Here is a 20,716-nt window from a genome sequence, read left to right as displayed (position 1 = left end):
TGCTGCAGGGCGAGGGGACTGGGGCGGTCTGCATAGGATCCCGCCCAGGGGCCCGAGCAGAGACCGATGGATTCCGAGGTGGCCAGCCAGCAGCTCAATGCCAAACAGGTGAGCGTGCTGGCGATGCTGCGCGAAAGCAGCGAGGAACTCTCCGGCCAGGAGCTGCACCAGCGGCTGCGTCTCAACGGCCAGGCGATCGGACTGGCCACGGTCTACCGGCACCTGCGCCAACTCCAGCGCCTGGGCCTGGCCCGCTGCCGCCACCTGCCCAGCGGAGAAGCTCTCTATGCCCCCCGGGAACGGGACACCCATCACCTCACCTGCGTGTCCTGCGGCCTGACGCTGCCGCTGGACCACTGCCCGATGCATGGCATCCAGCCCCAGCCGGAGGCGGCCCAGGGCTTCGAGCTGTTGTTCCACACCCTGGAATATTTCGGCCGCTGCTCCCGCTGCCGCCAGTCCGCCCCGTCGGACGTCTGAGCAGGCCAGCATCAGCCGCAGCAATGGTTCCCCAGGCGCAGGTCGCCGAGGGAGTGACGCACTGAGGCCGGGGGGCCATCAGCCAGCAGCTTTCGGTCGATCACCAGCACGCGGTCGTAGGCATCGAGGTCGTGGCCCCAGTCGTGGCTGCTCACCAGCAGGGTGAAGCCGGCATCGCGCAGCTGGCCCATCACCTGCAGCAACTGGGTGCGGGAGGGGGGATCAATGGCCGCGCAGGGCTCATCCAGCAGCAGCACCGAGGCGGGCTGCACCAGCAGGCGGGCCAGCAGGGCCCGTTGCTGCTGGCCGCCGGAGAGTTGATCGAGGCGGCGGGAGGCCAAGGCATCAATTCCCACCCGCTGCAGGGCCGCCTCAACGGCGCAGCAGCCGGGGCGTGCCGCCATCAGCCGGCCCAGACCCACCAGCTCGCGCACGCTGATCGGAAAGTGCCAGGCAATTTCCCCCCGCTGGGGCATCAGGGCCAGTTGGCGCCGGGCCAGGCGGGGGGTGAGCACGGCGCCATCGAGCAGGAGTTCACCGGAGAGCAGGGGGATCTGGCCTTCGATCGCCTGAAGCAGGGTGCTCTTGCCGGCGCCATTGGGTCCCACCAGGGCGGTGAGGGTGCCGGGCTCCAGGCAGAAGCTGATGTCCTCCAGGGCCAGTCCCTCGCCGCGGCGCACGCTGATATGACGGGCCTCGAGGGCCATCGGCGGCGGCAGCGGGACAACGTGGTCGCAACCTACCGGCACCCGAGGCGGCCAGCAGCGGCCGGCCCCGCGACAGCCAGCGCCCGAGCAGGGCCCTGCGATGAGAACTGTTATCATTCTTAAGTCTTGCCTGAGCTCTGTGCTCCCCAGTCCAGAACCGATGGCCACCGCCCCTGGCTCCTGGCCGGCTCTTCGGCGCCAGCCGCTCCCCGCAGCGAGGCTGCTGGTCTGCTCAGGCCTTGGGCTTGTCCTGCTGGCCTGCAGCCGAACCCCAGGCCCGCCCCAGGTGGTGGCGGCCGATGGGGTGCTCTGCGATCTCAGCCAGCGGCTGGCCGGCGGCAAGCTGAGCGTGAGCTGCCTGCTGCAGCCCAGCGATGATCCCCACGAGTTCAGGCTCAGTCCCCAGCAGAAAACCCAGATCAGCGGCGCCCGGCTGCTGCTGATCAGCGGCTACGACCTCACCCCGGCCCTGGCGGGCCTGCCGGGGGCGGTGGCCGTCTCCGAGCAAGCGGTGCCCCAGCCACCCAGGCTCACGCCCAAAGACCAGCACCCCTCAGGCGATCACGACCACGATCCCGCCAGCGGTCACCACCATGGCGGCCAGGATCCCCATCTTTGGCACAACCCCCGCCAGGCGGCGGCCATGGCGGCGGTGATCGCCGGCCAATTCAGCCAGCTGGATCCGGCGGCAGCCGAGGGGATCCAGCAGCGCTCCAAAGCCATGGCGGCGCTGCTGGAGCGCCTGGATGCCTGGAACCGGGTCCAGTTCAACGCCCTCCCCAGGCCCTGGCCTCCCCTGGCCAGCAGCCACCGCGCCTTTGCCAGCCTGGCTCAGGCCTATGACCTCGATGAGCTGCCCCTGGTGGATGCCACCAGCACCAGCGAGACCCTGCGCCCCGACGCCTTCCGGCAGGTGATCGAAACCCTCCAGGCCGGCTCCATCCCCCGCCTGTTCGCGGAGCAGATCCCCCCAGCGAAAACCCTCCAGCGCATCAGCGAACTCAGTGGCGTGCCGATCGCCGCGGTGCCACTGACCGCCGATGGCCTGGCGATGGGGCCCGAGGGACCCCTCAGCCTGATGGCCACCCTGGTGCGCAACACCTGCACGATCGTCGAGGGCTGGGGCGGCCGCTGCGACCGCCAGGGGGGTGAGGCCCTGACGCAGGCGTGGTCGCGGATCAACTGAGACCCTACCGGGTGCCATTGGTCACACCAGCCAGGGGTGGCAGCGGGCTGAGGATGGAGCTGGATGTTTCCCGCCATGGCCACCCCATCGGATTCAGGCCCGACGCGCCTGTGGAGGCGGCGTGAGCTTCTGCCCCTGGGCGGCGCTGCCCTGGCTCTGGGCCTGGGGGGGCTGCTGCTGAAGCGGGGTGGAAGTCCAGAGGGGTTTGGGCACGAGGTCGCACCTCAACCGCCGGCGCCCGGGGGGTTGCGCGAGTTCGACCGCGGCCGTGTGCTCATGGAGAACGGCCGCCGGGTGCGGGAGTTCGATCTCACGGCCAGCACCACCCTGCTGCAGCTCAACGAGGCGGTGACCTTCAAGGCCTGGGCCGTGAACGGACGGGTGCCGGGTCCCACCCTGCGGGCCCAGGCCGGTGAGCGGCTGCGCGTTTGCTTTCGCAACGAGGACAGCACCTCCCACAGTCTTCATTTCCATGGCATCCACCCCGCGGCCATGGATGGCATCCGACCGGTGCGTCGCGGCGGCAGCACGGTCTATGAATTCGAGGCGGAACCCTTTGGCCTCTTCCCCTACCACTGCCATGTGGCGCCGGTGACGCGCCATGTGAGCAAGGGGCTCTACGGCCTGCTGATCGTGGATCCCCCATCCCCAAGGCCGGCAGCCGATGAGATGGTGCTGGTGATGGGCGGCTACGACCTCAAGGGAGCGGGCCGCAATGATCTGTATGCCTTCAATGGCCGGCCCAATCTCTATCGCGATCAGCCCATCGCCATTACCCAGGGACAACGGATTCGCCTCTATCTGCTCAACATGGTGGAGTGGGATGGTCCGCTGACCTTTCATCTGCACGCCAACCTCTTCGAGCTGTTCAGAGGGGGCTACTCCACCCGTGCCGATGAGATCACCGACGTGATCACGATGGGGATGGCTGAGCGCCACATCCTCGAGTTCAGCTACCGCGATCCGGGCCACTACATGTTTCATCCCCATCAGGATCAGATCGCCGAGCGGGGCTGCATGGGGCAGTTCCGCGTGGAAGCCAGAGGTCGGTAGCTTTGCTCACCCAGGCGGGTCACTTCTGGTCAGCTGCACCGTTGCCGCGGGGGCACGATGCGCTCCAGTCAACGACGAGAGTCCCGTGATTCCAAGGCGCCGCGCCATTCAGCTGTTTCTGGCCGTGACCTCCACGGCCGCAGTCGCGGTGGCCTGCGGCCAGTCGCCAAGGCCCACCTCTCAGGGGGGCAGCGGAGAGGGCGGAGAGGGAGGCGAAGGGGGTGAGGTGAGCGGTGAGGATCCCATCAGCTATGCCGCCGTGCTCGGTCTGATGAAGGGCCATCTGCTGGTGGCCCGAGAACTGATGGAACTGAAGGATTACCCCGCGGCCGAGAAGCACATCGGCCATCCGGTGGAGGAGCTCTACGGAGATCTCGAGCCGGCGCTGAGCCAGTACGGCGCCCCCGGCTTCAAACAGCAGCTCAACACCCTGCTGGATCTGATTCAGAGCGCGCCCACCTTGCCGCAGACCGAGGCTGCCTTCAGCGCCGCCGAGGAAGGCATCGACAGGGCCCTGGCGGCACTGCCGCAGGCCAAGCGCAGCGATCTGGCCTTCGTGGTGGCCGTGATCCGTCAATTGCTCGAGAGCGCCAGCAGCGAATACGCGGCCTCGATCACCGAGGGGCGCTTCGCTGAAACCATCGAATACCAAGACTCCCGCGGCTTTGTGCGCTACGCCGATCAGCTCCGACAAGGCATCGCCCCGGCACTGCAGGCCAGCGATCCAGCCCTGAGCCGCCGGCTCAGCGGCGCCATGGCCGCTCTGTTGCCGGTATGGCCCACAACGATGCCCCCGGAGCAACCGATCAAGACCGCCCAGCAGGTGCAGGCCCTGATCCAGTCGATCTGAGCAGGTCCAATCGATCGGAGCAGGCCCTTTCCAGCCGTACCAATGAAACCCATGCAACAGAACGATTATCATTCCCGCTGTTGTCGTGCTGTCAACGTGCCCAGTTCAGTCGCACCCCTCTACTGGCTCCAGTGCTCTGTCCCCGCCGGTCCAGCCGTCGCCGCCATGCTGGGCCCGCTGCTGCTGCTGAACCCAGTGGCCGGGGCCAGGGCCGCCGACTTCAATCTCGAAGCAATCCAGCGCTACAGCGCCAGCTCCAGCCGTCAGGACCAGGTCACCAGCATCACCCAGTTCTCAGATGTACAGCCCAGCGAGTGGGCCTACCAGGCGCTCTCGAACCTGATCGAGCGCTACGGCTGCGTCGCTGGTTACCCCGACGGCACCTTCCGCGGCAGGACACCCCTGAGCCGCTGGGAAGCCGCTGCCCTGCTCAACGCCTGCCTGGACCGGATCACCGAAGTGACCGACGAGCTGCGCCGCCTGCTCAAGGAGTTCGAGAAGGAACTGGCGATCCTGCGTGGTCGGCTCGACAACCTTGAGGCCAAAGTTGGTGAGCTGGAAGCGAACCAGTTCTCCACCACCACCAAGCTCAGCGGCCTGGCCACCTTCGTGGTGGGCGCCAATGCCTTCAACGGCAGTGCCCGCAATCAACTCAACAGCGCCCGAGCCGAGGTGGGGGCCACCACCTTCTCCTACGACCTGCAACTCAGCCTCGACACCAGCTTCACGGGCAAGGATCTGCTGCGCACGATCCTGCGGGCTGGCAACTTCGGCGATTCGGCCTTCGGAGGAGCAGGCCCAACCGGCGGTCTCTCCGCCCTGGAAGTGGCCTTCCAGGAAGCGTCCGGTGCCGATTCACTCGGCATCGACAAGCTCTATTACCAGACCCCGATCGGCGGCGGTTTCACGGCCACCATCGGCGCACGCGTGGGCCAGGAAGACATGCTTGCTCTCTGGCCCAGTGTGTATCCCACCGACACGATCCTGAACGTGCTCACCCTCAACGGAGCACCGGCGGCCTACAACAAGAACCTTGGCCCCGGTGCCGGTCTGTGGTGGCAGAGCGGTGGCTTCAGTGTCAGTGGCAACTACGTGGCGGCCAACGGCAGCCTGGGTCATCCCAACGAAGGGGGCCTCGGCACCGCCGCCTCTGCAGGCACCGGCACGGTTCAGATCGGCTACGCCGGCGAGCAATGGGCCCTGGCCGCGATCTATTCCTCCATCCAGTCGGGAGTGGAGGTGCCCGGCGCCACAGCGTTCACGGCCTCGGCCTTCGGCAGCCCCGGCAGACACACCCATGCCTTCGGCCTCAGTGGCTACTGGCAGCCAGCCGCCTCAGGCTGGTGGCCCTCGATCAGCGCTGGCTGGGGGATCAACAGCACCTCCAGCGATGGCCAGGCTGTGGACGGTGAACTGACCACCAGTCAGTCGTGGATGGTGGGTCTGCAGTGGAGCGATGTGCTGCTCAAGGGCAACGCCGCCGGCATGGCGGTCGGGCAGCCTGTGTTTGCAACGGCCCTGCAGGGTGGAGCAACGGCTCAGGATCAGAATGTCGTCTGGGAATGGTGGTACAGATTCCAGGTCAGCGACTCGATTTCGATCACTCCGGCCCTGTTTTATCTGAGCCGGCCCCTCGGCCAAGGCACCCCATCAGGGGAGAGCTTCAGCCAGCTGGGAGGCCTGGTGAAGACCAGCTTCCAGTTCTGAGCCAGGCGTCAGACTGCTGCCACACCCTCTGAGCCGCGGCGCTCCCCTGCGGCACCATTCCTTCTCCATGACCACCACCGCCACCCCTGCCAGCTCGAGTCAGCCCTCCGCAGCCCCCCTGGTTGCCGGAATTGATCCGGCGGCCCCCTCCCTGCCGGTGACGATCCTCACGGGCTTCCTCGGTGCCGGCAAAACCACTCTGCTCAACCACATCCTCAGCAACCAGAGCGGACTGAAGACCGCTGTGCTGGTCAATGAGTTCGGTGAAATCGGCATCGACAATGACCTGATCATCGCCACCGGCGAAGACATGGTGGAGCTCAGCAATGGCTGCATCTGCTGCTCGATCAACGGCGAGCTGCTGGAGGCAGTGGAGCGGATCCTCGAGCGCCCCGAACCCGTGGATTATCTGGTGGTGGAAACCACGGGCCTGGCTGATCCCCTGCCGGTGGCGATGACCTTCCTGGGCAGTGAGCTGCGCGACAGCACCCGCCTGGATTCGATCATCACCCTGATTGATGCCGAAAACTTCGAAGCCAGCAGCTTCGAGAGCGAGGTGGGCCGGGCCCAGGTGATCTACGGCGACATCCTGATGCTCAACAAGTGTGATCTGGTGCCGGAGCCCCAGTTGCTGCAACTGGAGAGCCTGCTGCGCAACCTCAAGCCCGACGCCCGCATCCTGCGCTCGGTCAAAGGAGATGTGGCCCTGCCGCTGCTGCTGAGCGTGGGTCTGTTCGAATCCGATCGGGTGGTGGCCACAGGCGACGCCACCCCTGAGCTCGACCACAGCGACTGTGACCACGACCATGGCCACTGCACCCACGACGACGGGCACGATCACGAGCACAGCCACGGGCACGACCACAGCCACTCCCACGATCACGATCACGATCACTATCACTCCTCAGGTTCCGCCGAGCATCCGGCCGACCACCTTGCCATTGAGGGCTTCACCTCCCTCTCCTTCGCCAGCGAAGGGCCCTTCGCCCTGCGCAAGTTCCAGAACTTCCTCGACAATCAGCTGCCCACCGAGGTGTTCCGGGCCAAGGGCATCCTCTGGTTCAACGAGAGCGAACGCCGTCATGTCTTTCACCTGGCCGGCAAGCGCTTCTCCATCGACGACAGCGACTGGACTGGCGAGCGCAAGAACCAGCTGGTGCTGATCGGCAAGGATCTCGACCACCAGCGCCTGCGCCGCCAGCTCCAGGCCTGTGTGGCCAAGGACGCGGGCAAGGGATTCGCCTGAGGCGGCCCGACCGCAGCATCGGGCACGTCAAGGCCATGGAATCTGGCTAGGTTGTGCCAACTACGAGCCCGACCGATGGCCGAACTGCTGCTTGTCTCCAGCGTTCTCGCGCTCTTCGGTCTGGCGTTCTGGCTCACCACCGACTCCGATGACGACAGCGGTGGCGGCGGCATGATGCAACCGGTTCTGGTGCCGGTGCGCATCAGCCGATCGAGCCGGCGCTGAGAGCCGAAACGCCGCGTTGGCGCGGCGCTCTTCAGCCCCAACCAATTCCAGAGCTCCACGCCACCGATGCCTTTGGCCATCGGTGGCTCTGGTCTGTCTGAGCCCAGACGGCCCAGCAGCCCGAGCTCGACTGATTAACGCGGCTGATCCGGGGAATTGTCGATGCTGTCTGAAGCGGGGTCCCAAAGGGATTGGGACGGCTCTACGTTTGCCCCACACCAGAAGGAAGCCTTCCAGGCCGGTTCGTTGCCAACCCGCCCTTTGTTCAGATTTCGGATGATTTCCCCTGCTGTGTTGATGTCCAGAGATGCCTCCACCCATGCCTGGACCCTGTCCATCGCTGCAACTCAAGCCCAACTCGGTGCTACCGGCTGGGATGGCCTGGTGCATCAGTGATGGCTATGTCCGCCAGGTCACCTGGAATGAAGACACCGAGCTGATCACGCTGATGCTCTGGGGGCCCGGAGATCTCATTCTCGGCAGCCAGGCCACATTCGAATGCCGCAATGAAACCACCACAATCTCCCATGTCTCCCTTGAGGGCCATACGCCAACGGACGTGGAACGGCATGAAGCGCTCAAGCGCCAGATCAGCCGCTCGATGGAGATCATGCGCATCAGCCGGATCCGCAAGGCCGATGACCGCCTGCTGACCATGTTGCGCTGGCTGGCCGCCCAGTTCGGGCGGGTCAACAGCCTCGGCCACAGTCTCTCGCTGGAGGACATGAACCTGACCCATCAGGTGATTGCTGAGCTCACCGGCCTCACCCGTGTGACTGTGACCAAAAGTCTGAATAAGTTCAAGTCCCTCGCTCAGGCCATTCCGATGGCCCACGGAGATCTGCTGCTCCCTCACCGGGCGGACACTGATGGCTTCAGAGCATGCCGATCTGTGACCGAGAATTCACGGCATCGGCAAGGGCTTCCGCCCGGCTCATCTCCACATGATCGTGGGGCAGCAGGCTATACACCTTCAAACTCCTGAGACGCTTGAGGGTGCTGCCTTCAGCCCCCACCACATAAACATTGCGCTCCTTTTCCAGGGCTTCCTTGACGGCATTCTCCAGGGCCAGCGAGGCTGTCACACCCATGTGCGAGACCTCACTGAGATCAAAGACGATCGACTCACACTCCTGAATGGCATTGTGCTCTCGAGAGATAGTCTTGGCCAGACCAAAGATCATCGGACCGATCAACTGGAACAGCAGCACCCTGCCACCGCCTTGATCCAGCAAAGCCTTCTCGTTCTCCGGCAGATTGAGATCGTCATCGGCGGTGCTGATCGCCTTCACCGACTTGGTCTCGAGTGTGCTCATCTTCTCGATCGTGAGAATGTTGGCCACAAAGATTCCCACCCCCACCGCCGCGATCAGATCCACCAGCACGGTGAGCAGGATCACCCCGTACATGATCACCGCCCCCTTGATCGAGACGTGGTGGGCGCGGCGCAGGAAGCTCCAATCGATGATGTCGATGCCCACCTTGAGGGCAATGCCGGCCAGCACCGCCATCGGGATCGAGGCCGCCAGGCCCGAGGCCCCCAGAATCACCACCATCAGTACCAGGGCGCGGGTGATGCCGGAGAGGGCGGAGCGTGCTCCCGCCTGAATGTTCACCACCGTGCCCATGGTGGCGCCGGCACCGGCGATGCCACCGAACAGACCAGAGACGATATTGCCCAGACCCTGGCCGATCAGTTCCTTGTCGGAGTTGTGTTCGCTGCGGGTGATGCTGTCGGCCACCACAGCGGTGAGCAGGGCATCAATGCAACCCAGAAGACCCAGCACCAGGGCATCGACCACCATCAGCTGGAACAGACCCGGCTCGAAGTGGGGCACCACCAGCTGGGGGAATCCGCTGGGGATTTCGCCGATACGGCGGATGCCCTCCACCTCAGCGCCCTCGCCGCCATTGAGCAGGGTGAGCGAGAGCACGGTGCCGATCACCAGCGCCACCAACTGGGGAGGCGCAAAACGCTTCACCTGGGAGGGCGTGAACCAGATGATCGCCACAGTCACCACCGCCAGGATCACCTCCGGCAGCCGAGCGGCGGCGATCAGCTGGGGCAGGGCCGTGAGCGTGCCCATCACTCCGCCCTTGGGAATGGCCTGTCCCAGGAAGGGCCCGAACTGAAGAATGATCAGGATGAAACCGATGCCGGACATGAAGCCCGAGATCACCGTGTAGGGCATCATCGTGATGTAGCGGCCCAGCTTCAGATAGCCGAAGACGATCTGAAAGACCCCCGCCATCATCACCACGGTGAAGGCCATGGCCATGCCCTGTTCAGGACTGGCGGCCTTCGCCGTCAGGCTGGCGATCACCGCTGTCATCACCACCGTCATCGGACCGGTGGGCTCCGAGATCAGGGTGGGAGTGCCGCCGAAGAGAGCGGCGAACAGACCCACCAGCACCGCACCCCAGAGGCCCGAAACCGCCCCGGCACCGGAGGCCACGCCAAAGGCAAGGGCCATGGGCAGGGCCACCACCGCCGCCGTGAGACCGCCGAAGACATCACCTTTGATGTGTTGTGAACTGATCTGGTTCAACCAGCTCATGGGGCGGGCAACAGCCACACGGTCCCTGCAATTGATGGGGAGAACCTAAGAGGGAGGCGCGTCTCGGGTCTGGACCTGGCAGCTGATGGGCCCAGGTTGTGACAATCAATCCAGCCCGTGGCAAGGCTGACCGCCAGGGACCTTGGTCTGATGCGGTGGAGGTGGCAGGCCCCTGGAGCCCAGGATCATCGACCCCTGGAGTCAGGGCCTGATTCGGCACGGTTGCAATCACAAGGCAGAATCTGTGTCCCTGGAGAGCCCACCGTGCTGAGTGTGATTGAGGTGGTGGTGGGCATCCTGCTGCTCTTCGGAGGAGGCGAACTGTTCGTCCAGGGATCGGTGGCTCTGGCCCTGCTGCTGGGTGTTCCCCAGCTGGTGATCGGTCTCACCGTGGTGGCCCTGGGCACCAGCGCCCCCGAACTGTTCGTCAGCCTGATCTCCACGCTCAGGGGAGCCGATGACCTGGCGGTGGGCAACGTGGTGGGCAGCAACATCTTCAATGTGCTGGTGGTGCTGGGCATCAGCGCCGTGATCCTGCCGCTGAGGGTGCACAGCCGCCTGATCCGCCGCGATGTGCCGGTGCTGCTGGCCGTGTCGATGGCCGTCTGGGGCATGGCCTCCGCAGGCCGGGTGACCTGGCAGGCCGGCCTGGCCCTGCTCACCGCCGTGGTGATCAACACCGTCTGGGAAACCCGCACGGCCCGCGAGGAAGGTGAATCCGGTGGCGATGAGATCGATCCATCCGACGCGGAAGGGGGCTACGGACCGGCCCTGATCCGGTTGGCGGCCGGCCTTGCCCTGCTGGTCTGGGGCTCGCAGATCCTGGTGAAGGGGGCCACCGCCATCGCCCTGAGCCTGGGGGTGAGTGAAACCCTGATCGGCCTCACGATCGTGGCGGCCGGCACCTCGATGCCTGAACTGGTCACATCGATCATGGCGGCCCTGAAGGGCAAGGCTGATCTCGCCATCGGCAACGTGGTGGGCAGCAACCTGCTTAACCAGTTGGTGATCCTTGGTGGCTGTGCCTTCATCTCAGGATCACGCGGCCTGAATGTCGACCCGGCCATGATCCAACGCGATCTGCCGATCATGGTGGCCACCACCCTGGCCCTGCTTCCCATCTTCTGGACGGGCGGGGTGATTTCCCGGAGAGAGGGGGTACTGCTTGTGGGCCTCTACGGGCTCTACCTGGTGGAGCAGATTCTTCCCCTCACCATTCCGCCGCTGGCCTCACCCCTGCGTTCCTTCACCCTGGTGGTGGTGCTTCCGGTGCTGGTGCTGCTGCTGGCGGTACAGGTCTGGCGGCACTGGCGAGAGACCACCGTTCAGGTCAGAGCGGGCAATTGATCTTCGCCGCCCGAGGGTGCGAAGGTGCCCGAAGTTCCTGTGTCGTTGATGGCGTCGATTTTTGCTGACAGCAGCCTGAGCATCGGCCGCACGCCCCTGGTGAAGCTGAACCGGGTGGTCGGCGACAGCCGCGCCACCGTTCTCGCCAAGATCGAGGGCCGCAATCCCGCTTATTCGGTCAAGTGCCGCATCGGCGCCGCGATGATCTGGCAGGCCGAGAAAGATGGCCGGCTCGGTCCGGGCAAGGAGCTGATCGAGCCCACCAGCGGTAACACCGGCATCGCCCTGGCCTTTGTGGCCGCATCCAGGGGGATCCCCCTCACCCTGACGATGCCGGAATCGATGAGTCTGGAGCGGCGCAAGCTGCTCACGGCCTACGGCGCCAAGCTCGTACTCACCGAGGGCAAACTCGGCATGACCGGTGCGGTGGGCCGGGCCCATGAGATCGCCGCCTCCGATCCCGAGCGTTACGTGCTGCTGCAGCAGTTCGCCAACCCGGCCAACCCCCAGATCCACCACGACACCACCGGCCCGGAAATCTGGAACGACACCGATGGTCAGGTGGATGTGCTGGTGGCGGGGGTGGGCACAGGTGGCACCATCACCGGCGTCAGCCGTTATTTCAAGACCACCCGGGGCCAGAAGCTGCTCTCAGTGGCGGTGGAGCCTGTGAACAGCCCAGTGATCGCCCAGGCCAGGGCAGGCGAGCCACCCCAGCCCGGGCCCCACAAGATCCAGGGGATCGGTGCCGGTTTCGTCCCCGAGAACCTCGATCTGGATCTGGTGGACCGGGTCGAAGCGGTCAGCGACCAGGAGGCCGTGGCCATGGCCAGACGCCTGATGCGCGAAGAGGGCATCCTGGCTGGCATCTCCTGCGGGGCCGCCACCGTGGCCGCCCTGCGGCTGGCCGCCGAGGAGGAATTCGCCGGCAAGACGATCGTGGTGGTCCTGCCGGACTCCGGGGAGCGCTATCTGAGCTCGGTGCTGTTTGAGGGGGTGTTCGATGCGGCCGGTCTGGCTCCGGTCGAGCGGTGATCGCGCCACCAGAACCAGCTCTCCCAGTTGATCAGCAGCCCGATCAGCACCAGGACCACCATCAAGGCCACCTGATCCGCCCGGGAGTCGGGCACCAGGATGTCGGCCACCAGGTGGGGGAGATTGGTGACCGTGTATACCACGCTCAGCCAGAAATGCAGCCGCCGCCATCCTTGCCAGCGCTGTGGACGCTCAGGGTCACTGGCGCTGTAGGCCAGCAGGACCACGGCCGCTACCGGCAGCAGGAAGTAAATCATCATCCCACCGAAGAGCAAGGGCAGCTTCTCCATGGCCACGTGGCTTTCGATCTCCGGCGACAGACCGTGAAACAGGGGCATCAGGCCCAGATCCACGTGAAAGAGCATGCACAGCAACCAGGCCATCCACAGGGCCCGCAGGCGTAGGGCTCGATCAATGGACCCTGTCATGGCGAACAACGGCTCCGAAGGGTGAAGGAGCCTCAGGCCTGAGGGCATTCTGGCCAGCTCTGAGGTCAGTCTGACCAGGAACGCGCGGCCACGCCATGGATGGTCCTGGCACGACCGCCCGCAGCCCCTAGGGTCTGGGGGCGCTCAGACCCCACTTCCATGCCTGAAGGTCCAAGCGCGGGCCCTGACCCCGGCACCGAGCGCGATCCACGGGTGATCCAGCGACTGATGCCACTCTGGGAGTGGCTCTACCGCCACTACTTTCAGGTAAGCACCAGCGGCTGGGAGCAGATTCCAGGCGAAGGCCAAATGCTGCTGGTGGGATCCCATAACGGCGGTCTAGCCAGCCCCGACCTGCCGATGCTGATGCTCGACTGGTTCCGGCGCATCGGTTTCGAGCGGCGGGTCTACGGCCTGGCCCATCCCAAGGTTTGGCAGGTGTTCCCCCGGGCGGCGCAACTGGCGGCCCAAACCGGGGCAATCCCCTACTACCCGCGGGGGGCCATGGCCGTGCTCGAGCGGGGCGACAGCCTGCTGGTGTTCCCCGGCGGCGGCCAAGACGCCTTCCGGCCGCATCGTCTGCGTCAGAGCATCCAGTTCAGGGGGCGCACGGGCTTCATCCGGCTGGCGCTCCGGCACAACGTGCCGATCGTGCCGCTGATCTCCTGGGGCAGCCACGACACCCTGATCGTTCTCGAAGACTGCTACGAACCGATGCAGCGCTGGCATGAGCGCGGCCTCCCCTGGCTGTTCGGCATCGACCCCGAGGTGTTTCCCCTCTACCTCGGCCTGCCCTGGGGCCTGGCCGTGGGTCCCCTGCCCAACCTGCCCCTGCCGGCGAAGATTCACACCCGCGTCTGCCGGCCGATCCAGTTCGAGCGCAGCGGCCATGCCGCCAGCCGCGATCGGTCCTATGTGCAGTCCTGCTACACGCGGGTGGTGGCAGAGATGCAGGAGCAGCTCGACGAGCTGGCGGGCACCAGCAGGAGCGGCATCAGCGGGCGGCCGGTTCGCCCTTGTAGGCCAGCCCGAGAGCCTGAACCAGGGGCTTGAGGGGCTTGAGGTAGCGGCTCTCGTGGGGTTGACCCTTGAGCATCCGGTTCCAGTAGATCCAGGGCAGGCCCTTGGTCTTCATCAGCCACATGCTCCAGCGCTCGCGGGTGGGGTCGATCTGGAAAGAGCTGACGGGCTGAAGGTCGTAGTCGAACTCGGCCATCACCACCTTGTTGTAGCCGGTGATCAGCGGGCAGACGCTGTAGCCGTCGTAGCGGGCCTGCAGGGGCTTGCCGTCGAGCTGGGCCAACAGATTGGCCACCAGAACCGGAGCCTCGCCCCGCACCGCACCGGCGGTCTTGGAGGTGGGCAGCGACGACGCATCCCCTAGCGAGAAGACGTTGGGGTAGCGGACGTGCTGGGTGCTGAACTTGTCGACCTCCACCCAGCCACCGGGAGCGCTGGTGGCCAGGGGGCTCTGGGCAATGACATCGGGGGCCGACATCGGCGGCACCGCATGGATCATCGAGAACGGGATCTCCTTGCTGGAGAGATGCCCCTCCGCGTCGCTGACCTCGAAGACCGCCAGCTGCTCATCAGCTCTGATCTCCTTGAGGTTGTGGCGCAGCAGCACCTGGATCCCCCGTTCCTCTACAACCTTCTTGAGCACCCGGGCATAGACGGGGACACCGAAGAGGCCGGGCCCGGCGGTGGCGAACACCACCTTGGTGTTCACCCCCACCCCGCTGGTGGCTTTGAAGACGTCGTCGGCCATGTACATGATCTTCTGGGGAGCCCCGGCGCACTTGATCGGGGTGTCCGGGAAGGTGAAGATCGCGGTGCCGCCTGGGAAGTTGCTGATGGTCTCCCAGGTGTAGGGAAGATGCTCCCGGGAGTAGTTGCTGGTGACCCCCTGGCGACCGAGTGCCCCTTCCAACCCCTTGATCCGTTCCCAGCGCAGTTGCAGGCCGGTGGCCACCACCAGGGCGTCGTAGCTGATGGCGTCACCGGCGGTGGTGATCACCCGGTTGGCCTCCGGCTCGAAGCTGGCGGCGGCGGCGCGGATCCAGCTGCAACCAGCGGGAATCAGATCGGCCTCATCGCGCCGGGTCTGTTCCTGGGTCATCACCCCACCGCCTACCAGGGTCCAGCCGGGTTGGTAGTAGTGATCCTTGCTGGGCTCAAGAATGGCCACATCGAGGCCTCTCCTGGCCAGAAGCAACTGGCTGGCCACCGTGATTCCAGCCGCTCCGCCGCCGACGATCAGGATCTGGTGGTGCTGCGACGGGCTGGATGGGCTCATGACATCTGATCTCACCTCTCCTGTCTAGGGCCCGCCGGGGTCCCTCGACAACGGCTGTGGGCGTCCTCCCACGGTCTCTGAACACCACCTCTGCTGATCGTGATGAGAACGGAGTGGGACGAAAAAGAGGGATCAGCTGATCGTGGAAACACCGAAATGTCGCTGATTGCGTCGCATCACTTCACGCAGCAGCGCAACCTCCCAATGGTGCGGATCCAGCGACTTCGCCATCGACTCGGCGTGGCGGCCGATGGCGCTGGCCTGCAGCCGAAGACGCAGCAGATCGTGCTCCAGCCGGGTCCGCAGCTGCGGGTTGGAGCAACTCCTCAGAGCCTGGAGGGCCTGGCGGCTACGCACCCCAAAGCACCAGCACTGGCGGGTCAGGGAGGCAAGATCCGTTGGCATGCTGACAGGGGCGCGGCAGTCCTCAGACATGCGATCGAACAGGATCACGGCCTGATGCCCTTGAGCCTACGGGGTCTGGATGCCGGCGCTGGAGGCGGGTGAGCGGCCGCTGGCGCCCTTGGCGGAAAACTCTTGTGCCTTTGTAGGCTGAGGCCAAAGAGATTCGACCCATGGTGATCAGCAATCCGGCCAGCGCCACCAGCCTGAATGCTGTACCGCTTCTGCCTCGGCGGCCAGTGGCCCAGGAGATGGAAGCTGAGTTACACCAAGGTCTCTGCAACCATCTGCAGATGGAGTTGATGGCCAGCTACACCTATTTCTCACTCGCCGTGTGGTTCACCCAGCGGGAACTGAATGGGTTTGCCGCCTTTGCCAGGGCTGAATCCGATGGCGAGCGGGCCCATGCCGGCCTCTTCGTCGATTACCTGGTGGCACGGTCTCAGCCGGTGGAGCTCTCCGCCCTTTCCCAGCCGAGGCAGACGTGGACGAATGTCGAAGACGTGCTGGTGTCTGTCTTCGAGATGGAGGCTGAAGTCACCACGTCGTTGCAACAGCTTTACAGCCTGGCGGAGCGCTGCGGCGACTACCGCAGTTCCATCTTTCTTGACCCGTTGATCAAGAGCCAGGTGGATGCCGAGAGTGAAGTGGCCCATTTGCTGGCTCAGGTGCGGCACTGCGGCACCGACTTCGGCGCTCTTTTGATCCTGGATCAATCCCTGAATGCCGCTGCGACTCCCGCAGCCGCCTGAGGCCCTAGCAGAAACGTCCCCAGCCGATCAGCAAGGGACACGACGGAGAAGGATCAGTCGCGGCCGCAGCGGCAGCGGCCCCCTTTCCAGTTGGAGCACTTCTTGGCTTTACAGCCCTTTCCTTTCGACTTGGCCATGGTCATCACCGGGCAGGCCACCCGCACGAGGCAGGGATCGATCCAGGGGCAACTCTCGTTCACAGGATTACGGGGGGAGAGAAAAATCCTGAGACCATCCAAGCGTCACCGGCCATGTCCCTGTGTGCAGGGGTGACCAGATCGTGTGATTAATGTTACTCAGGCCTTCTGCGTGACTCAGGCCTCCTTACGGCGGGTTTTCCGGTCCCAGCCCAGGGGGGGTGCCGCGCTGAGGGAACCTGCCGGATTGAGGGCCTCCCCCACAAGTCCAAGACGTCCTTTGCTGACAGCAAGCCCGGTGGCTGGATCCAGGGGTAGATCCAGGCAGTAGCCAGTGCCGTAGATCGTTTTGATGAAGGTCGGCCTGTGGCGGTCGATTTCCAGCTTCCCGCGCAGATGACGGATATGGGTGCGGATGCATTCCACGTTGTTGTCGGGCCCGTAGCCCCAGATCTCACGCAGGAGCACCGCCCAGGGCACCACCTGGCCGTGGCGTTGCAGCAGGCAATGGAGAAGTTCGAATTCCGTGCGGGTGAGGCGCACCGGCAGCTCATGCCAGAGAGCTTCATAGCGTTCCGGTACCAGCGTGAGGGGGCCATAACTGAGCACTTCCGCAGCACGCACCAGCTGGGGTGTGGTGGCACGCCCGCGCAGCAGAGTTTTGACCCGGGCCAGCAATTCCTCAGGGGCGTAAGGCTTGGTCAGGTAGTCGTCGGCGCCGGACGTAAAGCCCCGCACCTTGTCATCGAGGCTGCTCAGGCCCGTCAGCACCAGGATGGGTGTCCGGCTGGTTCGCTGATCGCGCCGCAATCGCTGCAGAACGGTGAGGCCATCGATCCCCGGCAGCAACAGATCCATCACGATCAGCTGGGGACTGACCTGTAGGGCCATGGCCTGGCCCCGGTGACCATCCTCGGCTTCCGCAACCAGGAAGCCTGCCTCCAGCAGCTGTGTGGCCAGGCGATCACGGCCGATCCGTTCATGGTCGATGAGCAGAACGAGAGCGGGCATCACAACGGAGTGTGCGTGATCTGGACAGCTCCCAGAACGTAGTCAATTTTGCCGCTGTCTCCATCCGCTGACAGCGTCTAGCCCTTGCCCATCTGGTCGTGGCCACCTCGGCTCATTCACTGGGGCATCGTCACGAACTCCTCCGCCACGGTGGGATGGAGGGCCATGGTGCGATCGAAGTCGGCCTTGGTGGCCCCCATGCCGATCGCGATCGCCGCCATCTGAATGATCTCGGCGGCGTGTTCGCCCACCATGTGGCAGCCCAGCACCCGGCCTGAGGCCACCTCCACCACCAGCTTCAGCAGGCAGCGGGGGCCTCGCTTGGGCAGGGCCTGGGCCATGGAGCGAAAGCGGGCCCGGTAGAGGCGTACCCCATCGGGACCGAAGCGGGCCAGGGCCTGCTCCTCGCTCAGTCCCACCGAGGCCAGCTCTGGTTGGCTGAACACGGCACTGGCCACCAGGTCGTGGTTCACCTGGCGGGCTTGTCCGCCGTAGACGCTGTCGGCGAAAGCACGGCCTTCATCCACCGCCACCGGGGTGAGGTTGATGCGGTCGGTGACATCCCCCACCGCGAAAATGTGGGGCACGTTGGTGCGTTGATCGGCATCCACCGTGATGCTGCCGCCATCCACACCCACGCCTGCCGCTGCCAGATCGAGACCGGCCAGGTAGGGCTGGCGCCCCGTGGCCAGAAGCACGCCGCCACAGCGCTCCTGGCGGCCCTGGCAGGTGGTGGCGATCAGCTCGCCGGGCTCTCCGGCGATGGCGCTCAGGGTCTGGGCCATGTGGATGGTGATGCCATCGGCTTCCATGCCCTCATGCACCGCCGCACTCAGTTCCCGGTCGAAGCCCCGCAGCAGGTGATCCCCGCGCACGAACTGATCCACCTCCACGCCCAGACCGCGCAGGATGCAGGCGAATTCGCAGGCAATGAAGCCGCCCCCCACGATCAGCACCCGCTGGGGCAGACGCTCGAGCAGAAACATGTCATCACTCACCCAGCCCAGCTCCGCCCCTGGAAACGAGGGGCGGTGCGGGCGACCGCCCACGGCGATCAGCACGCGCTCGCCGCGCAGAAGGCGCCGGCTGCGATCTGAGCTGCCCTTGCCCTCGGCAACACCCACTTCAATGTGATGAGCATCGAGAAAACGGCCCCAGCCCTTCACCAGCTCCACCCCGGCGCTCTCGAGGAAACCGATGTGCAGCCCATTGAGGCGATCCACCTCGGCGCGCACCGCCGCCAGCAGCTGGGAGGTATCGCAGTGGGTCTGCCCCACGCTCCAGCCGTAGCTGGCCGCATCGGCCAGCAGATGCCGGTAGGCCGATCCATAAACCAGCAGTTTTTTGGGTACGCAACCCCGGATCACACAGGTGCCCCCGACCCGGTGCCCCTCGATCACGGCGACCCTGGCCCCATGGCTGGCGGCGCGCTTGGCGGCAGCCAGGCCCCCGGATCCGGCCCCGATCACCACCAGGTCGAAGCGGTCGTGATCAGCGACAGAAATGGCTTCAGGGCTGGTTGCTGGATCAGCGATGGTGGTCACGGTCAGAGCTGGTGCACTGCTGACAGGATGATCGATCGGTCGCCACGCAGTCCTCCCAGCCGCTCAGATGGTGGCAAACTTGGGGCGAAGATACAGGCGGGACGTCCGTCACCATTCGCGATGTTCAACGCCACACGGTTGATGATCGCCGACGTGCAGCAACGTCTGATCGCCACCTACCGATCCTCCTACGGCACGCTGAAGCGTGACTACGAGGAGATCATCTCCTGGGCGGCTTCAATGGCCCTGGAGAACATCGCCACAGGTGATGCCCTCTACCACGATGTCGAGCACACGATCCTGGTCACCTTGGTGGGCCAGAACATTCTCTACGGCAAGCACCTGCGCGAGGGCGGTATCACTCCGGATGACTGGCTGCATTTCACGATTTCACACCTCTGCCACGACATCGGCTACATCAAGGGAGTCTGCCGTGACGACAAAGATGGCCACTATGCCACTGGTGTCAACGGTGAATCAGTGAGGCTCAAGGAAGGCGCGACCTGTGCCGCCCTGACGCCACACCATATTGATCGCGGCAAGCTGTTCATCGAAGAGCGCTTCGGGGGTCATGGGCTGATCGATGCCGACACGATCAAACGCAACATCGAACTCACCCGCTTCCCGGTGCCCGCTTCAACCGATCACCAGTGCACCACCCACATGCCAGGCTTGGTGAGGGCCTCCGATCTGATCGGCCAGCTGAGCGATCCCCGCTACCTCAACAAGATTCCGGCCCTGTTCTGGGAGTTCGAGGAAACGGGAGTGAACAAGGCCCTGGGTTGTGAAAACCCCGGCCAGCTGCTCAAAGCCTATCCCACCTTCTACTGGGGCCAGGTTTTCCCCTATATCAAAAATGCCATTCCCTACCTGGAGCTGACCCAGGCCGGCAAGGATATTCTTGCCAATCTCTATGGCAACATCTTCATGGTGGAGCACGACCTGCTGGAGAGTCCATGAGCGGCCCTCGGAGCCAGCCAACTGGAGCCACAACGCCTCAGGCCGCCATCAGGTCGTAGCTCACCCCCGGCACCGGATCAATCAGGCGAGAGCCGCCCGTCACCACCCTGGCCGCCTCATCCAGGCTCCCCTTCTGCCAGAGGATGCGGGTCAGGGCTCCCTCGTAGCGCACCTCGCCACCGCTGGTGCTGGCCAGCACGACCCTGGGCTGAAAGCGTTCCAGCAGCTCGGGCAGCACCTGCATCCCCCTGACGAAGGCCCCAACCAGGGGCAGGCCCAGATCAAGCACCGGAGTGATCACCGCATCAACCGGCTGGGACGGGAGGTCAGCCGAGAGGAAACCGTGGGGTTCCACGTAGAGACTGCCCGCGGGATGCTGCAGCAGGTAACCGTTCTCCACCTGGGGCACAGGAGCGCCCGCGCTGGCCGTGATCGTCAGTTCTCCGTGATGCAACCGTTCGCCTGGAGAGAGGCTGTTCACCGCCTGAAAGCCCAGTTGGCGGACCTTGGTGGCAGCAGCTGCCGAGCCCACCACCGCCAGGCTGGGATCCAGCAGCGCCAGGGTCGCTGGATGGCAGTGGTCAGGAAGCCCCTGGGTGAGCAGGAGCAGATCCAGCCCTTCGGGCACCGGCCAGGGCTGTTGGAGCTCGGCCCGGAAAAACCAGGGTCCGGGAGGAAACTCCAGGGGACCCGTCAGCCAGGGATCAAGCAGGACGCGGTAGCCATCGAAATCAAGCAACCAGCCGTTGGCGCCGAAATAGGTGACCTGCAATGCCATGACGCCAGTGCTCA

21 protein-coding genes are annotated in these 20,716 nt (G+C 65.1%); 13 read left to right on the top strand and 8 right to left on the bottom strand.

The window, feature by feature from the left end; genetic code table 11:
- The first annotated feature begins 66 nt into the window (after positions 1 to 66).
- Positions 67 to 480, top strand: a complete 414-nt coding sequence (locus tag WH5701_RS05785) for a transcriptional repressor (RefSeq protein WP_006171111.1) — start codon at positions 67 to 69, stop codon at positions 478 to 480.
- Positions 481 to 491: 11 nt separating this feature from the next.
- On the opposite strand, the gene WH5701_RS05780 is transcribed toward WH5701_RS05785, so the two are convergent.
- Entirely contained in the window at positions 492 to 1,187 is a 696-nt protein-coding gene (locus WH5701_RS05780) for a metal ABC transporter ATP-binding protein (RefSeq protein WP_006171110.1), read from the bottom strand.
- Positions 1,188 to 1,347: 160 nt separating this feature from the next.
- Between WH5701_RS05780 and WH5701_RS05775 the strand changes: the two genes are divergently transcribed.
- The 7 genes from WH5701_RS05775 to WH5701_RS17570 all read left to right on the top strand — a co-directional run bounded on the left by WH5701_RS05775 (position 1,348) and on the right by WH5701_RS17570 (position 8,439).
- Positions 1,348 to 2,373: a metal ABC transporter substrate-binding protein gene (locus tag WH5701_RS05775; protein WP_050751385.1), complete on the top strand. Its 1,026-nt coding sequence runs from the start codon at positions 1,348 to 1,350 to the stop codon at positions 2,371 to 2,373.
- Positions 2,374 to 2,448: 75 nt separating this feature from the next.
- Positions 2,449 to 3,426, top strand: coding sequence for a multicopper oxidase domain-containing protein (locus tag WH5701_RS05770; protein ID WP_156776673.1), 978 nt, complete (start codon positions 2,449 to 2,451; stop codon positions 3,424 to 3,426).
- A gap of 85 nt (positions 3,427 to 3,511) precedes the next feature.
- Positions 3,512 to 4,276, top strand: a complete 765-nt coding sequence (locus WH5701_RS05765) for a hypothetical protein (RefSeq protein ID WP_006171107.1) — start codon at positions 3,512 to 3,514, stop codon at positions 4,274 to 4,276.
- 165 nt (positions 4,277 to 4,441) lie between these two features.
- Positions 4,442 to 5,983, top strand: coding sequence for an iron uptake porin (locus tag WH5701_RS05760; RefSeq protein WP_006171106.1), 1,542 nt, complete (start codon positions 4,442 to 4,444; stop codon positions 5,981 to 5,983).
- 67 nt (positions 5,984 to 6,050) lie between these two features.
- A complete protein-coding gene (locus WH5701_RS05755) occupies positions 6,051 to 7,229 on the top strand; it encodes a GTP-binding protein (RefSeq protein WP_006171105.1) in 1,179 nt (392 codons plus the stop codon).
- 75 nt (positions 7,230 to 7,304) lie between these two features.
- Entirely contained in the window at positions 7,305 to 7,454 is a 150-nt protein-coding gene (locus WH5701_RS18000) for a hypothetical protein (RefSeq protein ID WP_006171104.1), read from the top strand.
- A 376-nt stretch (positions 7,455 to 7,830) separates the two neighbouring features.
- Complete coding sequence (locus WH5701_RS17570) at positions 7,831 to 8,439, top strand: Crp/Fnr family transcriptional regulator (protein ID WP_006171103.1); 609 nt, start codon at positions 7,831 to 7,833, stop codon at positions 8,437 to 8,439.
- Here the strand turns inward: WH5701_RS17570 and WH5701_RS05745 are convergent.
- On the bottom strand, positions 8,330 to 10,012 hold the full coding sequence (locus WH5701_RS05745; RefSeq protein WP_006171102.1) for a SulP family inorganic anion transporter: 1,683 nt from the start codon (positions 10,010 to 10,012) through the stop codon (positions 8,330 to 8,332). The two genes, WH5701_RS17570 and WH5701_RS05745, sit on opposite strands and share 110 nt — an antisense overlap.
- Before the next feature lie 264 nt (positions 10,013 to 10,276).
- Between WH5701_RS05745 and WH5701_RS05740 the strand changes: the two genes are divergently transcribed.
- Both WH5701_RS05740 and cysK read left to right on the top strand, forming a co-directional pair.
- A complete protein-coding gene (locus WH5701_RS05740) occupies positions 10,277 to 11,359 on the top strand; it encodes a calcium/sodium antiporter (protein WP_006171101.1) in 1,083 nt (360 codons plus the stop codon).
- 48 nt (positions 11,360 to 11,407) lie between these two features.
- Positions 11,408 to 12,394, top strand: coding sequence for a cysteine synthase A (gene cysK / locus WH5701_RS05735; protein WP_006171100.1), 987 nt, complete (start codon positions 11,408 to 11,410; stop codon positions 12,392 to 12,394).
- Here cysK and WH5701_RS05730 read toward each other — a convergent pair.
- Positions 12,328 to 12,822, bottom strand: coding sequence for a hypothetical protein (locus tag WH5701_RS05730; protein ID WP_037979675.1), 495 nt, complete (start codon positions 12,820 to 12,822; stop codon positions 12,328 to 12,330). The genes cysK and WH5701_RS05730 overlap by 67 nt on opposite strands.
- 159 nt (positions 12,823 to 12,981) lie before the next feature.
- On the opposite strand from WH5701_RS05730, the gene WH5701_RS05725 reads away from it, so the two are divergent.
- Positions 12,982 to 13,875 carry a lysophospholipid acyltransferase family protein gene (locus tag WH5701_RS05725; protein ID WP_006171098.1) on the top strand — a complete coding sequence of 298 codons (894 nt, stop codon included), beginning with the start codon at positions 12,982 to 12,984 and terminating at the stop codon, positions 13,873 to 13,875.
- Here WH5701_RS05725 and WH5701_RS05720 read toward each other — a convergent pair.
- Positions 13,817 to 15,118, bottom strand: a complete 1,302-nt coding sequence (locus WH5701_RS05720; RefSeq protein ID WP_006171097.1) for an FAD/NAD(P)-binding oxidoreductase — start codon at positions 15,116 to 15,118, stop codon at positions 13,817 to 13,819. The two genes, WH5701_RS05725 and WH5701_RS05720, sit on opposite strands and share 59 nt — an antisense overlap.
- Before the next feature lie 132 nt (positions 15,119 to 15,250).
- A complete protein-coding gene (locus WH5701_RS05715; protein WP_156776568.1) occupies positions 15,251 to 15,523 on the bottom strand; it encodes a hypothetical protein in 273 nt (90 codons plus the stop codon).
- A 170-nt stretch (positions 15,524 to 15,693) separates the two neighbouring features.
- Here WH5701_RS05715 and WH5701_RS05710 point away from each other — a divergent pair, with 170 nt between their 5' ends.
- Positions 15,694 to 16,272: a ferritin gene (locus WH5701_RS05710; protein WP_006171095.1), complete on the top strand. Its 579-nt coding sequence runs from the start codon at positions 15,694 to 15,696 to the stop codon at positions 16,270 to 16,272.
- Positions 16,273 to 16,586: 314 nt separating this feature from the next.
- Here the strand turns inward: WH5701_RS05710 and WH5701_RS05705 are convergent, their stop codons facing one another.
- Both WH5701_RS05705 and gorA read right to left on the bottom strand, forming a co-directional pair.
- Complete coding sequence (locus WH5701_RS05705) at positions 16,587 to 17,420, bottom strand: response regulator transcription factor (protein WP_006171094.1); 834 nt, start codon at positions 17,418 to 17,420, stop codon at positions 16,587 to 16,589.
- A gap of 116 nt (positions 17,421 to 17,536) precedes the next feature.
- Positions 17,537 to 18,955 (bottom strand): glutathione-disulfide reductase, encoded by a 1,419-nt coding sequence (gene gorA, locus WH5701_RS05700; RefSeq protein ID WP_232201849.1) that lies wholly within the window; start codon positions 18,953 to 18,955, stop codon positions 17,537 to 17,539.
- A gap of 129 nt (positions 18,956 to 19,084) precedes the next feature.
- Between gorA and WH5701_RS05695 the strand changes: the two genes are divergently transcribed.
- Positions 19,085 to 19,924, top strand: coding sequence for an Npun_R2479 family HD domain-containing metalloprotein (locus tag WH5701_RS05695; RefSeq protein WP_037979673.1), 840 nt, complete (start codon positions 19,085 to 19,087; stop codon positions 19,922 to 19,924).
- Positions 19,925 to 19,961: 37 nt separating this feature from the next.
- Here WH5701_RS05695 and WH5701_RS05690 read toward each other — a convergent pair whose 3' ends face one another.
- A complete protein-coding gene (locus WH5701_RS05690; protein WP_037979670.1) occupies positions 19,962 to 20,702 on the bottom strand; it encodes an MBL fold metallo-hydrolase in 741 nt (246 codons plus the stop codon).
- Positions 20,703 to 20,716: the final 14 nt, after the last annotated feature.

The sequence above is a fragment of the Synechococcus sp. WH 5701 genome (assembly GCF_000153045.1).
GTDB lineage: Bacteria > Cyanobacteriota > Cyanobacteriia > PCC-6307 > Cyanobiaceae > Regnicoccus_A > Regnicoccus_A antarcticus.
Note: the sequence above shows the minus strand (reverse complement) of the source record. Positions and strands in the feature narration are given on the sequence as shown.